Origin of the sequence: Rathayibacter sp. PhB179, assembly GCF_004345345.1 — a bacterium.
Classification (GTDB): Bacteria; Actinomycetota; Actinomycetes; order Actinomycetales; family Microbacteriaceae; genus Rathayibacter; species Rathayibacter festucae.
Genome location: NZ_SLVD01000003.1, coordinates 262,571 through 277,263 on the forward strand (window position 1 = coordinate 262,571; position 14,693 = coordinate 277,263).

The window sequence follows — 14,693 nt, forward strand, 5'->3', positions numbered from 1 at the left end:
CGAAGCGCCGATCTGCGGCTCCGGAGCGGCACGGCGCGCGATCACCGGGGAGGGCGATCGGGGCAAGGCCCGGAGGTGGTCGGTGGTCTCGGTCTCAGCGGCCCGGATCGGCGGGCGTGCTGTCGGAGCGAGGCGACATCAATTCTACGACCTCGCGGGCCGCTTCGGGCACGGTGCTGTTCACGACGCAGAAATCGAACTCGTCCTGCGCGGCCAGCTCGACCTTCGCGGTGGCCAGCCGGCGCTCCTGCTCCTCCGCGCTCTCGGTGCCGCGGCCGACCAGGCGGCGCACCAGCTCCTCCCAGCTCGGCGGCAGCAGGAAGACCAGCCGGGCGTCGCCCATCCGCTCGCGGACCTGCCGCGCGCCCTGGATGTCGATCTCGAGCATGACCTGGCGACCGGCGGCGAGGGCGGCGTCGATCGGGCCGCGGGGCGTGCCGTAGCGGTAGGCGTTGTGCACCGTCGCGTACTCGAGGAACTCCCCCGCCTCGACCATGCGGTCGAACTCGGCGTCGTCGACGAAGTAGTAGCTGACGCCCTCGATCTCGCCGGGGCGCGGGGCACGCGTGGTGGCCGAGACGGACAGCAGGACGTCGGGGTAGTTCTCGCGGATGTAGCCGGAGACGGTGCCCTTGCCGACCGCGGTCGGACCGGCCAGCACGACGAGCCGGTTGCGCTCGCCGCGGCGCTGACGCGACTCGCGCTCCTCCAGGAACGCGCCGAGGCCCTCGACCTGGCGGCGGCCGAGGCCGCCCAGGCGCTTGGACGGCGCGATGCCGAGCTGCTCCATCACCCGGGGCGTCTTCACCACGCCGAGGGCGGGGACGGCGCGCAGCAGCTCGCTGACGCGCATCCGCCCCTCGACGCCGGTCGGGTCCTCCTGCGCGGCGGCGAGCACGGCGGTGGCGGGCCGGTCGCCGGCGGCGACGCCTTTCTTCACCTGGGCGCGGGCACGGCGGGCGGCGATCGCGGCCTCGGAGGCGGCGCGGCGGTCGACGGCGGGCGGCGCGGGTCGGCGCGCGCCGGACGGCGCCTCGGCGGCGGGGTCGAGCGGGCTGACGGCTTCAGCGGACAAGGGTCTCCTGGAGGTGTGCGGCTCGGCGGTCGATCTCGGCGGCGATCCCGTCGGGTCCGGCGCCGAGGACACTGCGCGATTCGCTCACGATCGTCGAGGCGGCCAGCGCTCCGAACAGCCGCGACGCGTCCGCGGTGTCGGCGCCCTGGTGGCCGAAGCCGGGCGCCAGCACCGGCAGTGCGGGGCGGAGCGGAGTGCCCGTGCCGATGCCGTAGTCGCCGAGCGCGACCGTGGCCCCGAGCACGACGCCGACCGAGCCGATCGACGAGCGCGCGTGTCCCGCGTTCCAGGATGCCACGTCGGCCAGCACCGCGTGCGCCACGGTCGAGCCGGCGGCCGGCCCGTCCTGCAGCAGCGCGCGCTGCACCGGCCGCGCCTCGGAGTTGGAGGTCGCGGCGAGGACGAAGACGCCCTTGCCCGACTCCTCGGCCAGGGCGAGCATGCCCTCGAGCGAGCCGACGCCCTGGTAGGCGGCGGCCGTCATCGCGTCGGCCTCGAGCGGTGAGCCCGGCCGGAGCCAGGCCTCAGCGTAGGCCGTGACGCTCGTGCCGATGTCGCCGCGCTTCGCGTCCGCGATGACCAGCAGGCCCGCGGCGCGCGCGTCGGCGAGGACGCGCTCGAGCGCCGCGTAGCCCGCGGAGCCGTGCCGCTCGAAGAACGCGACCTGCGGCTTGACCAGGCCGACCCGGCCGGCCGAGGCCTCGACGACCCGCCGGCCGAAGGACTCCAGGCCCGCCGCGCTGTCGTCCAGGCCCCAGGCGTCGAGCAGGAACGCGTGCGGATCGATCCCGACGCAGAGCTGCCCGAACGCGTCGAACGCGGCCTCGAGCCGGGCGCCGAAGGACTCGGCGCCCGGCTGCGCGACGGCGTCCGTCACGCCGTGCGCTCCGCCCGGCGGATCGCGTAGTCCTGCAGGCTCGTCACCTCGAACGGCTCGGCGGCGGCGTCGAGCGAGGCGACGGCCGCGGCGAGCTGGGCGATGGTGGTGAACAGCGGCTTGTCCGCGGCGACCGCGGCGGCGCGGATCTCGTAGCCGTCGGCGCGGGAGGCCCCGCCGCTCGGCGTGTTGATCACCACGTCGACCTGGTCGCGGTTGACCAGCTCCACGATCGAGGGCGCGTCGTCGACGGCCTCCTCGCTGTACTTGCGCACCACGCGGGCCTGGATGCCGTTGCGGTTGAGCACCTCGGCGGTGCCCTCGGTCGCGAGGATCTCGAAGCCGAGCTGGCGCAGGCGCAGCGCAGGCAGCACGATCGAGCGCTTGTCGCGATCGGCGACCGAGATGAACACGGTGCCGCTCGCGGGCATGCCGCCGTACGCCGCCTCCTGGCTCTTCGCGAACGCCCGGGGGAAGTCGCGGTCGATGCCCATCACCTCGCCGGTCGAGCGCATCTCGGGGCCGAGCAGCGAGTCGACGATCTTGCCCTCCTTGGTGCGGAAGCGCTTGAACGGCAGCACCGCCTCCTTCACCGCGATCGGCGAGTCCATCGGCACGTCGGAGCCGTCGCGCTCGGGCAGCAGGCCCTCGGCCTTCAGCTCGGCGATCGTCTCGCCGACCATCAGCCGCGAGGCGGCCTTCGCGAGCGGGATGCCGAGCGCCTTCGAGACGAACGGCACGGTGCGCGAGGCGCGCGGGTTCGCCTCGAGGACGTAGAGCACGCCCTGGCCGATCGCGAACTGCACGTTGAGCAGGCCGCGGACGCCGACGCCCTCGGCGATGGCCAGGGTCGCCTCGCGGACCTTGTCGATCTGCTGGCGGCCGAGGGTGACCGGCGGCAGGGTGCAGGCCGAGTCGCCGGAGTGGATGCCGGCCTCCTCGATGTGCTCCATCACGCCGCCGATGTAGAGCTGCTCGCCGTCGTAGAGCGCGTCGACGTCGATCTCGATCGCGTCGTCGAGGAAGCGGTCGACCAGCAGCGGGTGCGTCGCGTCGATGATCCCCTCGTCGGCCATCCGGGCGAAGTAGTCCTCGAGCTGCGGGGAGCCGTAGACGATCTCCATGCCGCGGCCGCCGAGGACGAACGACGGGCGGACGAGGACGGGGTAGCCGATCTCGACCGCGACCTCGAGGGCGCCCCCGAGGTCGGTCGCCGTGCCGTTGCGCGGGGCGAGCAGGCCGGCCTCGTCGAGGATCCGCGAGAACGCGCCGCGCTCCTCCGCGAGGTCGATGTTGGCGGGCGTGGTGCCGAGGATCGGCACGCCCTCGGCCTCGAGGCCGGCGGCGAGGCCGAGCGCGGTCTGGCCGCCCAGCTGCACGACGACACCGACGAGCTCGCCGGACTGCGACTCCGCGTGGATGACCTCGAGCACGTCCTCGAGCGTCAGCGGCTCGAAGTAGAGGCGGTCGGAGGTGTCGTAGTCGGTCGAGACCGTCTCGGGGTTGCAGTTGATCATGATCGTCTCGAACCCGGCGGCCGAGAGCGCGAACGACGCGTGCACGCAGGAGTAGTCGAACTCGACGCCCTGGCCGATGCGGTTCGGGCCGGAGCCGAGGATGACGACCTTCCGGCGGTCGGCCGCGACGACCTCGGTCTCCTCGTCGTAGGAGGAGTAGTGGTACGGCGTCAGCGCCGGGAACTCGCCGGCGCAGGTGTCGACCGTCTTGTAGACCGGGCGGACGGCGAGGTCGTAGCGGGTGCGGCGCACCTCGGCCTCGTCGAGACCGCGCAGCTGGGCGATCTGCACGTCGGAGAAGCCGTGGTCCTTCGCCAGGCGCAGGACGCCGGCGTCGAGGCCGTCGTGCTCGCGCACCAGCTCGGCGATCTCGTTGATCAGCACGATCTGGTCGAGGAACCACGGGTCGATCTTGGTGGCCTCGAAGGCCTGCTCGACGCTCGCGCCGAGGCGCAGCGCCTGCTGCACGGTGACGATGCGGCCGTCGGTCGGGGTCTTCGCGATCTCGAGCAGCTCCTCGACCGAGCGCGACTGGTCGCCCCAGTGGAAGGAGGAGCCGCGCTTCTCGAGCGAGCGGAGCGCCTTCTGCAGCGCCTGCGCGTAGTTGCGGCCGATCGCCATCGCCTCGCCGACCGACTTCATGGTCGTGGTCAGCGTCTTGTCGGCGGCCGGGAACTTCTCGAAGGCGAAGCGCGGCACCTTGACCACGACGTAGTCGAGGGTCGGCTCGAAGCTCGCCGGCGTCACCTTGGTGATGTCGTTCGGGATCTCGTCGAGGCGGTAGCCGATCGCGAGCTTCGCGGCGATCTTGGCGATCGGGAAGCCGGTCGCCTTCGAGGCCAGCGCCGAGGAGCGCGAGACGCGCGGGTTCATCTCGATCACGATGATCCGGCCGTCGGCGGGGTCGATCGCGAACTGGATGTTGCAGCCGCCGGTGTCCACGCCCACGTCCCGGATGATCCGGATGCCGATGTCGCGCAGCTTCTGGTACTCGCGGTCGGTCAGGGTCAGCGCCGGGGCGACCGTGATCGAGTCGCCGGTGTGCACGCCGACGGGGTCGACGTTCTCGATCGAGCAGACGACGACCGTGTTGTCGGCCGTGTCGCGCATCAGCTCGAGCTCGTACTCCTTCCAGCCGAGGATCGACTCCTCGAGGAGCACCTCGGTGGTCGGGCTCTGGTGCAGGCCGTCGCCGACCATCCGCACGAGCTCGTCGACCGAGTGCGCGAAGCCGGAGCCGAGACCGCCCATGGTGAAGGAGGGCCGGATGACCAGCGGGTAGCCGAGGTCCTCGGCGAAGCCGATCGCCTCCTCGACGGTGTGCGCGATGTACGACTTCGCGACGTCGGCGCCCGCGTCCAGCACGAGCTGCTTGAAGATCTGGCGGTCCTCGCCGCGGTTGATCGCCTCGAAGCTCGCGCCGATCAGCTCGACGTCGTACTTCTCCAGGATCCCGAGGTCGTGCAGCTGGATCGCGGCGTTCAGCGCGGTCTGGCCGCCGAGGGTCGGCAGGATCGCGTCGGGGCGCTCCTTGGCGATGATCGCCTCGATCGCCTTCGGGGTGATCGGCTCGACGTAGGTCGCGTCGGCGAAGTCCGGGTCGGTCATGATCGTCGCCGGGTTGGAGTTGACGAGGATGACGCGGACGCCCTCCTCGCGCAGCACGCGGCAGGCCTGGGTGCCCGAGTAGTCGAACTCGACCGCCTGGCCGATCACGATCGGGCCGGAGCCGATGACGAGGACGCTTCTGATGTCTTCCCTGCGGGGCATTACTTCTGCTCTCCGGTGGTCGAGGCGGTGGTGGTGGTCGAGGTGGTGGAGTCTGCGGTGGCGGGCTCGGCGCCGCCCTGCTCGGCCGTGCGCTGCACGACCATGGCGCGGAAGCGGTCGAAGAGGTGGTTGGAGTCGTGCGGTCCGGCCGCCGCCTCCGGGTGGTACTGGACCGAGAACGCGGGGATGTCGAGGCAGCGCAGGCCCTCGACGACCGAGTCGTTGAGGCTGTAGTGGCTGACCTCGACCCGGCCGAAGCCCTCGGGCGAGTCGAGCTCGCCGTCGATCGGCGCGTCGACCGCGAAGCCGTGGTTCTGCGAGGTGATCTCCACCCGGCCGGTCAGCTTGTCGAGGACCGGCTGGTTGATCCCGCGGTGGCCGAACGGCAGCTTGTAGGTGCCGAAGCCGAGCGCGCGGCCGAGCAGCTGGTTGCCGAAGCAGATGCCGAAGAACGGCAGGTCGGCGCGGAGCGTGGTGCGCAGCAGGTCGACGTGGCGGTCGGACGCCTCCGGGTCGCCGGGCCCGTTCGAGAAGAACAGCGCGGAGGGGTCGAGCGCGAGCACCTGCTCGGCGGTCGTCGACTCGGGCAGCACGTGCACGTCGAAGCCGCGCTCGGAGAGGTAGTTGACCGTCGAGGTCTTCACACCCAGGTCGATCACGGCGACCGAGCCGACGCGCTCGCCCTGCGCGGGCACGGTGTAGCGCTCCTCCGTGGAGACGGAGGAGGACAGGTTCAGGCCCGCCATCTGCGCGCCGCCGAGCACCAGCGCGAGCTGCTCCTCCTCGGGGAGGGCGAGGTCGTCGCCGGAGAAGACGCCGGAGCGCATCGAGCCGAGCGAGCGGATGTGCCGGGTGATCGCGCGGGTGTCGACCCCGGAGATGCCGACGATGCCGTCCTTCTCCAGGTCGTCGTCGAGCGAGCGCTGCGAGCGGAAGTTCGAGACCACACGGGAGGGGTCGCGGACGACGTAGCCGGCGACCCAGATGCGGCGCGACTCCTCGTCCTCGTCGTTCATCCCGGTGTTGCCGATGTGCGGGGCGGTCTGCACGACGATCTGACCGGCGTAGGACGGGTCGGTCAGCGTCTCCTGGTAGCCGGTCATGCCGGTCGCGAAGACGATCTCACCGAGCGTGCGGCCGCGTGCGCCGTAGGCCTGACCCGAGAATCGTCGCCCGTCCTCGAGGACGAGGACGGCGGTGGGTTCGGTGCTGAGGCGTGTGGTTGGCACGGACTAGGAGCCCTTCTGGATCGAGTCGGAGCCGCCGTCGGCGGTCCCGGGGTGGGAGGGGGAGGAATCGGGGCCGGCGAGCCGGCGGAGCTCGTCGACCAGTCGTCGTCGGAGCGCGGGATCGGCGACGCGGAGGTAGCTGTCCACGATCTCCTCGCCGCGCGGCGACCAGGAGAGCACGAGCAGCCCGCCCTCCTCGACGGCGCGGTCGATGGCGTAGGAGCCCTCGCCCGCGCCGCGGAGGAGCGCCGCGGGGATCACGGTCTCGCGATCGCCGACCGGGGCGATCACCACGCCGCGCTCGTGCAGGCGGAGCGTAGCCCTGCCGCGGAAGCCGAGGCCCGGCAGCACCACGCGCTCGAGCGGCTGCTCGAAGCGGGTGGTCGCGACGTAGGGCAGCTCGACCGCCTCGCGCTCGGCGCCGAGCGACGCGGCGGGCACGGGCTCGGGGGCGAGCGCGGCCGAGCGTCGCCGGCGTGCGCGCCAGGACAGCGCCATGCCGATGAAGACGAGGGCGACGGCCGCGGCGATGACGATCGCGATGGCGGTCCTATCCACGGGCGCCCCTCGCTGCCGCGGCGACGGTCGCCGCGTCGACGAGCTCGCCGTCGAGGACGGTCGGGACGCCGCGGTGCAGCGTCGCGACGACGCGGCCCGGCAGCTCCCGGCCGAGATAGGGCGAGTTGGTGCTGCGCCCGCGCAGGTCGCCGGTGGAGAAGCGGCGGCGGACCTCGGGATCGTAGAGGACGACGTTGGCCGCGGCGCCGACGGCGAGGCCGTGCTGGTAGCCGTCGAGCCGGCCGATTCGCGCGGGGGCGGAGGAGAGCACGCGGGCGACGTCGGACCAGCTCAGCCGGCCGTCCTCGACGACCGCGGCGTGCACGACGCTCAGGGCGCTCTCGAGGCCGACCATGCCGAAGGCGGCGGCGTCCCACTCGCAGTCCTTCGCCTCGACCGGGTGCGGGGCGTGGTCGGTGGCGACGATGTCGATGGTGCCGTCGGCGAGCGCCTCGCGGAGGGCGAGCACGTCCTCGTCGCGGCGCAGCGGCGGGTTGACCTTGTAGCGGGCGTCGTAGCCCGGGGCGCCGTCGACCCCCGCGATCAGCTGCTCGGAGAGCAGCAGGTGGTGCGGGGTGACCTCGGCCGTGACGTCGATGCCGCGGGCCTTGGCCCAGCGGATCACGTCGACGGAGCCGGCGGTCGAGACGTGGCAGACGTGCAGCCGAGAGCCGACGTGCTCGGCCAGCAGGACGTCGCGGGCGATGATCGCCTCCTCCGCCACGGCCGGCCAGCCCTGCAGTCCGAGGGCGCTGGAGACGGCGCCCTCGTTCATCTGCGCGCCGACGGTGAGCCGCGGCTCCTGCGCGTGCTGGGCGACGACCCCGTCGAAGGCCTTCACGTACTCGAGCGCGCGGCGCATCAGCAGCGCGTCCGAGACGCACTTGCCGTCGTCCGAGAACACGCGGACGGCGGCGCGGCTGCGGGCCATCGCGCCGAGCTCGGCGAGCGACTCCCCCGCGAGGCCGACGGTGACGGCGCCGATCGGGCGGACCGTCGCGTAGCCCGCGTCCTCGCCCAAGCTCTGGACCTGCTCGACGACGCCGGCCGTGTCCTGCACCGGGGAGGTGTTCGCCATCGCGAAGACCGCGGTGAAGCCGCCCGCCGCCGCGGCGCGCGTGCCGGTCAGCACGGTCTCGCTCTGCTCGAAGCCGGGCTCGCGGAGGTGGGTGTGCAGGTCGACGAGGCCCGGCAGCGCCAGGAGCCCGTCGGCGTCGATCACGCGCGCGCCGCTCGAGTCGACGTCGGTGCCGATCTCGACGATCGTCCCGCCGTCGATCAGGACGTCGGCCGTCGTCTCGTCGGCGAGCGTCGCTCCCGAGAGGAGGATCCTCGTACCGGTCATCACAGGACCTCCCTTTCACCGGACAGCAGCAGGTACAGCGCCGCCATCCGCACGGACACCCCGTTCGCGACCTGCTCGAGCACCGTGGAGCGGCTCGAATCGGCGGCGGCCGAGGAGATCTCGACGCCCCTGTTCATGGGTCCGGGGTGCATCACGATGGTATCCGGGCCGAGGCGGGCGAGCCGCTCGTCGTCCAGGCCCCAGATGCGCGCGTACTCGCGGCCGTTGGGGAAGAAGCCGCTCGACATCCGCTCCAGCTGGATGCGCAGCAGCATCACCACGTCGGGCAGCCCGGAGTCGATCGCGTCGTCGAGGTCGAAGCGGATCGTGGCCGGCCAGTCGAGCGTGTCGACGGGGACGAGCGTGGGCGGCGCGACGAGGGTGACCTCCGCGCCGAGCGCGGTCAGCAGCCAGACGTTCGAGCGGGCGACCCGCGAGTGCAGGATGTCGCCGACGATCGTGACCGCGACGCCGTCGAGGCTCTTGCCTCGGGAGGCGGCGGCGCCGTGCAGCCGGCGGCGGATGGTGAAGGCGTCGAGCAGCGCCTGGGTGGGGTGCTCGTGGGTGCCGTCGCCGGCGTTGAGGATGGCGGCGTCGATCCAGCCGCTGGCCGCGAGCACCGCCGGCGCTCCGGAGGCGTGGTGGCGGATGACGACGCCGTCCGCGCCCATCGCCGCGAGGGTCTGCGCGGTGTCCTTGAGGCTCTCGCCCTTGGAGACGCTGGAGCCCTTGGCGCTGAAGTTGATGACGTCGGCCGAGAGCCGCTTCGCCGCGGCCTCGAACGAGATGCGGGTGCGGGTGGAGTCCTCGAAGAAGAGGTTGACCACGGTCTTCCCGCGCAGGGTCGGCAGCTTCTTGACCTCGCGGTTCTGCACGTCGGACATGTCCTCGGCGATGTCGAGGAGGCCGATCGCGGTGGCGCGGTCGAGGTCGCGGGTGGACAGCAGGTGCCTCATCGGGTGCCTCCGTCCGGTGCGGACTCGATCGCGACGAGGTCCTCGCCGTCGGTCTCGACCAGGCGGACGTTGATCCGCTCGCTGAGGCTGCTGGGCAGGTTCTTGCCGACGAAGTCCGCGCGGATCGGCAGCTCGCGGTGACCGCGGTCGACCAGGGCGGCGAGCCGGACGGCGCGCGGGCGGCCGATGTCGCTGAGCGCGTCGAGGGCCGCGCGGATGGTGCGACCGGAGAAGAGCACGTCGTCGACCAGGACGACGGTGCGGCCGTCGATGCTCGCCGGGACGGCGGTGCGCGCGGGCGTCCGCGTCGGGTGGTGGGCGAGGTCGTCGCGGTACATCGTCACGTCGAGCGAGCCGGAGAACACCGGGTCGGCCCCGGGCTCGATCCTTGCGATCGTGTCGGCTATGCGCCGCGCGAGCGCGACTCCGCGGGTCGGGACCCCGAGGATCACCAGCGACTCCGCGCCGCGATTCGACTCGAGGATCTCGTGAGCGATGCGCGTCAGAGCGCGCGTGATGTCAGCGCTGCTGAGCACGATTCGTGCCGTCACACCGACCTCCTTCCCCGTCTCTCTGGACGGCCTTAAAGGAAATGCCTCCCCGAGTATAGGGGTCGGCCTGCCACGGACGCGGAGCGGCGCAGGGCGCCGCGCCCGCCCCGAGCATGCTGGTCGAGTAGCCGTCCGCAGGACGGCGTATCGAGACCCGCCGGCATCAGAACGCCGGTCTGCAGCCGCACCCCTCGGCGACGGTGGATCTCGATACGCCCGCTCTGCGGGCTACTCGATCAGCAAGAAGGGGGACCCCGAGTCAGGCCGTCGCGTGCGACTCGGCGACGGAGGCGAGCAGGCCGTTGATGAAGCCGGCCGAGTCGTCGGTGGACAGCAGGGTCGCCGCCTCGACGGCCTCGGAGATCGCGACGCCGTCCGGGACCGCGTCGTTGTGCAGGATCTCCCACACGCCGATGCGGAGGATCGCGCGGTCGACCAGCGGCATGCGCGAGAGCGTCCAGCCCTTGGCGAGCTGCGCGATCAGCGCGTCGATCTCGTCGGCGTTGTCGATGACGCCGTCGACGATCTCGCGGGCGTACAGCCAGGAGGCCTCACGCGCCGGCTCGTTGGCCGCGCGCTCCGCCTCGGAGCGCAGCGACTCCGAGAAGGAGATCTGCCGCACGTCGGCGTTGTAGATGATGTCGAGGGCGCGCTTGCGCGCCTTCGTCCGAGCGCTCACAGAAGGCCCGGCTCAGCTGACGCGGCCGAGGTAGTCGCCCGTGCGGGTGTCGACCTTCACCTTGGTGCCCTGCTCGAGGAAGAGCGGGACCTGGATCTGGTAGCCGGTCTCGACGGTCGCGGGCTTGGTGCCGCCGGTCGAGCGGTCGCCCTGCAGGCCCGGCTCGGTGTAGGTGATCTCGAGCACGACGGAGGCGGGGAGCTCGACGTAGAGCGGGTCGCCGTCGTGCAGGGCGAGGGTGAGGTTCTGGTTCTCGAGCATGAAGTTCGCGGCGTCGCCGACGACGGCCTCGGGGACCGTGATCTGGTCGTAGTCCGAGGTGTCCATGAAGACGAAGTCCGCGCCGTCGCGGTAGAGGTACTGGAAGTCGCGACGGTCGACGTTGGCCGTGTCGATCTTGGCGCCGGCGTTGAAGGTCTTGTCGACGACCTTGCCCGTCAGCACGTTCTTCATCTTGGTGCGCACGAACGCGCCGCCCTTGCCCGGCTTCACGTGCTGGAAGTCGATGACGTTCCAGAGCTGACCGTCGATGCTGAGGACGGTGCCGTTCTTGATGTCGGTGGTAGAGGCCATGCGAAGGGGGATCCGTTTCGTGGAAGTCTGCTGATCGGCCGATCCGGCCAACCCATCGAGTGTAGTCGGTCCGGCCCGCAGGCGGCCGGGCCGCCTCCCCCGGCCGGACGATGCGGGCGCAGAGGAGCCCGGAGCAGACTGGAGGGACGCCCACGACCGAGGAGGTCGCATGACCCTCAGCACCGCTCACTCCGGGATCGTCTCCGCGGCGGCCCGCTCGGACTTCTTCGCGCCGACGCTCCCGGGCCAGAACATCGTTCCGCCGTGGTTCGCGGTCGTCTTCGCGGTCGTGCCGATCGTCATCGTCGCGGTGATCGTCCTGATCATCGTGCTGATCGTCCGCAATGTGCGTCGCGCCCGTCGGCTCGGCGTCGATCCGACCACGATGCAGACGGACATGGCCGCCCGCTACCTCCGCCACGGCGTCGGCCCGGCGGGCTCCTCGCTCACCGATCGCCTGGCCGAGCTCGACCGGCTGCGCGCCGCCGGAACGATCAGCGCGGAGGAGCACGCCCGTGCCCGCGAGGCCGCGCTCACCGGCGACCGCGGGCCGGACGACCGGCGGGGCTGACCCCGCGAGGTGCCGCTACGCGCCGATCTCCTGGTACGCCGCGAACAGCAGCGACGTCTCCGGTCCCTGCAGGATGCTCGGGCGCGCGAGGTCGTCGAGCACCACGAAGCGGAGCATGCCCGCGCGCGACTTCTTGTCGCGCTGCATCGCCGCGAGCAGCGTCTCCCACCGGCCGAGCGGGTAGCTCGTCGGCAGCGTCAGCGACTCGAGGACGCTGCGCTGGCGATCGACGACGGCGTCGCTGAGCGAGCCGGTGAGCCGGGACAGCTCCGCCGCGAACATCATGCCGACCGAGACGGCCGCGCCGTGCCGCCACTGGTAGCGCTCCGCGTGCTCGACCGCGTGGCCGAGGGTGTGCCCGTAGTTCAGGATCTCGCGCAGGCCCTTCTCGGTGAAGTCCTCGCTCACCACGCGCGCCTTGATGCCGATCGACAGCTCGACCAGGCTGCGGAACTCCTCCGACGTCGGGTCGGTCGCGAGGTCCACGTCCGACTCGATGATGTCGAGGATGCGCGGCTCGGCGATCATGCCGTACTTCACGATCTCGCCGAAGCCGGCCAGGATCTCGTTGCGCGGCAGGCTCGTCAGCACGTCGAGGTCGGCGACGACGGCGCGGGGCGCGTGGAAGGCGCCGACGAGGTTCTTGCCCTCGGCCGTGTTGATGCCGGTCTTGCCGCCGACGGCCGCGTCGACCATGCCGAGCACCGTGGTCGGCACCTGCACGAGGTCGACCCCGCGGAGCCAGGTCGCGGCGACGAAGCCGGCCAGGTCGGTGATCGCACCGCCGCCGAAGCCGACGACCGCGTCGGTCCGAGTGAAGTCGGACTGACCCATCACCTGCCAGCAGAAGGCGGCGACCTCGACGCGCTTGGCGGCCTCGGCGTCGGGCACCTCGGCGAGCAGCACCTCGTAGCGGTCGAGCAGGCTCTCCCGGATCTCAGCGGCCAGGACCGCGAGGGTCGGCGGGTGCACGATCAGCACCTTGGCCGCTCGCGGGCCGATCGCGTCGGCGAGGCCGTCGAGGAGGCCGCGGCCGACCGTGATGTCGTAGCCGTTCTCTCCGGTGACGGTGAGGGCGGTGGCGCCGTCGTTCATGCTCTTCTTCCGGTCGGGCGGCCGGTGGGGGCCGCCGGTTCTGTGGTGCTGGTGGATTCGGTCGTGCTGGTGGACCCGGTGGAGCTGGTGGACTCGGTGGTGCCGGCGGCGGGCTCACCGGACGCCGCCTCGCGCTCGCGCACCCAGGCGGTCACCTCGGCGGCCAGGGTCGTGATCGGGCGGCGCGAGGAGTCGACGACGGTGTCGGCGAGCGACTCGTAGACCGCGCGTCGCGACTCGAAGATGCGCGTCCAGTCCGCGACGCCGCCGCGCACCAGCGGGCGGCCGGAGCCGAGCCGGTCGCGCACGGCCTCGGCGGTCGTGGTCAGCAGCACAACGGGGACGCCGGCCAGGTCGGCGCGCGTGCCCTCGTCGAGCACCGCTCCCCCGCCCAGGCTCAGCACCACGGGACGCCGGACGGCCTGCTCGACGACGCGGCGCTCCTCCACGCGGAAGGAGGCCTCGCCGTGGAGGTCGAAGTACGCGGCGATCGGTCCATGCCGGCGCACGAACTCGGCGTCGGAGTCGACGAACTCGGCCGCGAGGGCCTTCGCGACCCGCTTGCCGATGGTCGTCTTGCCGGCCCCCATCGGGCCGATCAGGACGACGCGGGCGCGGGCCGCGCCGGTATCGTGACCCGCCATCAGCGGGCCCGCCCAGGTAGGTGCTCGGGCATCAGACGAGACCGAGCGCCGGATCGCTGGCGGCGAGGGTGCGCAGCTCCTCCGGGATCGCGTCGAGGTAGCCCTGCAGATTGCGGCGGGTCTCGGTGACGCTGTCGCCGCCGAACTTCTCCAGCACGGCGTTCGCGAGCACCAGCGCGACCATCGCCTCCGCGACGACGCCCGAGGCGGGCACCGCGCAGACGTCCGAGCGCTGGTGGTGCGCGCCCGCGGCCTCGCCAGTTGCGACGTCGACCGTGCGCAGCGCGTGCGGGACAGTGGCGATCGGCTTCATGCCGGCCCGGACCCGCAGGACGGTGCCCGTGCTCATGCCGCCCTCGGTGCCGCCGGCGCGATCGCTCGAGCGGCCGATGCCGCCCTCGGCGACGAAGAGCTCGTCGTGCGCCTCGGAGCCGCGGCGGGTGGTGGTCAGGAAGCCGTCGCCGACCTCGACGCCCTTGATCGCCTGGATGCCCATCAGCGCGGCGGCCAGCTGCGCGTCGAGACGGCGGTCCCAGTGCACGTAGGAGCCGAGTCCCGGCGGGAGGTCGTAGGCGAGGACCTCGACGACGCCGCCGAGGGTGTCGCCGTCGTCGTGCGCGCGGTCGACCTCGGCCACCATCAGGGCGCTGGTCGCCGCGTCGTGGCAGCGCAGCGGATCGGCGTCCAGCGCGTCGACGTCGGCGGGGGTCGGCAGGGCCGAGCCCTCCGGCACGCGGACCGGGCCGATGGCGAGGGTGTGGCTGACGAGGGTGATGCCGAGCTCGCCGAGGAAGCGGCGGGCGACGGCGCCGAGCGCGACGCGAGCGGCCGTCTCGCGGGCCGAGGCGCGCTCGAGGACGTTGCGCGACTCCTCGAAGCCGTACTTCTGCATGCCGACGAGGTCGGCGTGACCCGGGCGCGGGCGGGTGAGCGCGGCGCCGCGGCCCTTGGGCAGCGTCTCGGGATCGCGCGGCTCGGCCGCCATCACGTCGACCCAGCGCGCCCACTCGGTGTTGCCGATGCGCAGCGCGATCGGGCCGCCCGTCGTGCCGCCGTGGCGGATGCCGGACGAGACGTTCAGCTCGTCCTGCTCGAACTTCATCCGGGCGCCGCGGCCGTAGCCGAGCTTGCGCCGAGCGAGGTCGGCGCGGACGTCGTCGAGGGAGACGGGGACACCCGCCGGCAGTCCTTCGAGGACGGCGACGAGTTCGGGGCCGTGGGATTCCCCGGCCGTGAGCCAACGGAGCATCCTC

14 protein-coding genes are annotated in these 14,693 nt (G+C 72.4%); 1 reads left to right on the forward strand and 13 read right to left on the reverse strand.

The features are described 5' to 3' along the window. Positions 1-94: 94 nt before the first annotated feature. The 10 genes from gmk to efp form a co-directional block, all read right to left on the reverse strand. Positions 95-1,075, reverse strand: coding sequence for a guanylate kinase (gene gmk / locus EDF43_RS08435; RefSeq protein WP_132436271.1), 981 nt, complete (start codon positions 1,073-1,075; stop codon positions 95-97). Continuing rightward, a complete protein-coding gene (pyrF, locus tag EDF43_RS08440; protein ID WP_132436272.1) occupies positions 1,065-1,952 on the reverse strand; it encodes an orotidine-5'-phosphate decarboxylase in 888 nt (295 codons plus the stop codon). Before pyrF ends, gmk begins: the two co-directional genes overlap by 11 nt. Next, a complete protein-coding gene (gene carB, locus EDF43_RS08445) occupies positions 1,949-5,239 on the reverse strand; it encodes a carbamoyl-phosphate synthase large subunit (RefSeq protein WP_132436273.1) in 3,291 nt (1,096 codons plus the stop codon). The genes pyrF and carB overlap by 4 nt, the downstream gene beginning before the upstream one ends. Then, a complete protein-coding gene (carA, locus tag EDF43_RS08450) occupies positions 5,239-6,468 on the reverse strand; it encodes a glutamine-hydrolyzing carbamoyl-phosphate synthase small subunit (protein WP_123735829.1) in 1,230 nt (409 codons plus the stop codon). Before carA ends, carB begins: the two co-directional genes overlap by 1 nt. 3 nt (positions 6,469-6,471) lie before the next feature. Further along, positions 6,472-7,026 (reverse strand): hypothetical protein, encoded by a 555-nt coding sequence (locus EDF43_RS08455; protein WP_132436274.1) that lies wholly within the window; start codon positions 7,024-7,026, stop codon positions 6,472-6,474. After that, positions 7,019-8,371, reverse strand: a complete 1,353-nt coding sequence (locus EDF43_RS08460; protein WP_132436275.1) for a dihydroorotase — start codon at positions 8,369-8,371, stop codon at positions 7,019-7,021. Before EDF43_RS08460 ends, EDF43_RS08455 begins: the two co-directional genes overlap by 8 nt. Then, positions 8,371-9,327, reverse strand: coding sequence for an aspartate carbamoyltransferase catalytic subunit (locus tag EDF43_RS08465; RefSeq protein WP_123704396.1), 957 nt, complete (start codon positions 9,325-9,327; stop codon positions 8,371-8,373). Before EDF43_RS08465 ends, EDF43_RS08460 begins: the two co-directional genes overlap by 1 nt. Then, entirely contained in the window at positions 9,324-9,878 is a 555-nt protein-coding gene (gene pyrR / locus EDF43_RS08470) for a bifunctional pyr operon transcriptional regulator/uracil phosphoribosyltransferase PyrR (protein WP_132436276.1), read from the reverse strand. Before pyrR ends, EDF43_RS08465 begins: the two co-directional genes overlap by 4 nt. 259 nt (positions 9,879-10,137) lie before the next feature. After that, positions 10,138-10,557, reverse strand: coding sequence for a transcription antitermination factor NusB (gene nusB, locus EDF43_RS08475; RefSeq protein WP_123446217.1), 420 nt, complete (start codon positions 10,555-10,557; stop codon positions 10,138-10,140). Between the two features lie 12 nt (positions 10,558-10,569). Next, positions 10,570-11,130, reverse strand: a complete 561-nt coding sequence (gene efp, locus EDF43_RS08480) for an elongation factor P (RefSeq protein ID WP_123446216.1) — start codon at positions 11,128-11,130, stop codon at positions 10,570-10,572. A 169-nt stretch (positions 11,131-11,299) separates the two neighbouring features. Here efp and EDF43_RS08485 point away from each other — a divergent pair, with 169 nt between their 5' ends. Further along, the gene (locus EDF43_RS08485; RefSeq protein WP_132436277.1) at positions 11,300-11,701 is read left to right on the forward strand and encodes an SHOCT domain-containing protein; all 402 of its coding nucleotides are present in this window, start codon (positions 11,300-11,302) and stop codon (positions 11,699-11,701) included. Between the two features lie 15 nt (positions 11,702-11,716). On the opposite strand, the gene aroB is transcribed toward EDF43_RS08485, so the two are convergent. The 3 genes from aroB to aroC are packed head-to-tail and all read right to left on the reverse strand — an operon-like array spanning position 11,717 to position 14,689. Next, on the reverse strand, positions 11,717-12,796 hold the full coding sequence (gene aroB / locus EDF43_RS08490) for a 3-dehydroquinate synthase (RefSeq protein ID WP_123446214.1): 1,080 nt from the start codon (positions 12,794-12,796) through the stop codon (positions 11,717-11,719). Continuing rightward, positions 12,793-13,440, reverse strand: a complete 648-nt coding sequence (locus EDF43_RS08495) for a shikimate kinase (protein WP_132436278.1) — start codon at positions 13,438-13,440, stop codon at positions 12,793-12,795. The genes aroB and EDF43_RS08495 overlap by 4 nt, the downstream gene beginning before the upstream one ends. 31 nt (positions 13,441-13,471) lie before the next feature. Beyond that, a complete protein-coding gene (gene aroC, locus EDF43_RS08500) occupies positions 13,472-14,689 on the reverse strand; it encodes a chorismate synthase (protein WP_123446212.1) in 1,218 nt (405 codons plus the stop codon). Between the last annotated feature and the right edge of the window lie 4 nt (positions 14,690-14,693).

Bases quoted from the DNA above. Each gene is read 5' to 3' on its own strand.
- carB (WP_132436273.1), bottom strand. From the start codon at position 5,239: ATGCCCCGCAGGGAAGACATCAGAAGCGTCCTCGTCATCGGCTCCGGC.
- EDF43_RS08460 (WP_132436275.1), bottom strand. From the start codon at position 8,371: ATGACCGGTACGAGGATCCTCCTCTCGGGAGCGACGCTCGCCGACGAG.
- EDF43_RS08465 (WP_123704396.1), bottom strand. From the start codon at position 9,327: ATGAGGCACCTGCTGTCCACCCGCGACCTCGACCGCGCCACCGCGATC.
- efp (WP_123446216.1), bottom strand. From the start codon at position 11,130: ATGGCCTCTACCACCGACATCAAGAACGGCACCGTCCTCAGCATCGAC.
- EDF43_RS08485 (WP_132436277.1), top strand. From the start codon at position 11,300: ATGACCCTCAGCACCGCTCACTCCGGGATCGTCTCCGCGGCGGCCCGC.
- aroB (WP_123446214.1), bottom strand. From the start codon at position 12,796: ATGAACGACGGCGCCACCGCCCTCACCGTCACCGGAGAGAACGGCTAC.
- EDF43_RS08495 (WP_132436278.1), bottom strand. From the start codon at position 13,440: ATGGCGGGTCACGATACCGGCGCGGCCCGCGCCCGCGTCGTCCTGATC.
- aroC (WP_123446212.1), bottom strand. From the start codon at position 14,689: ATGCTCCGTTGGCTCACGGCCGGGGAATCCCACGGCCCCGAACTCGTC.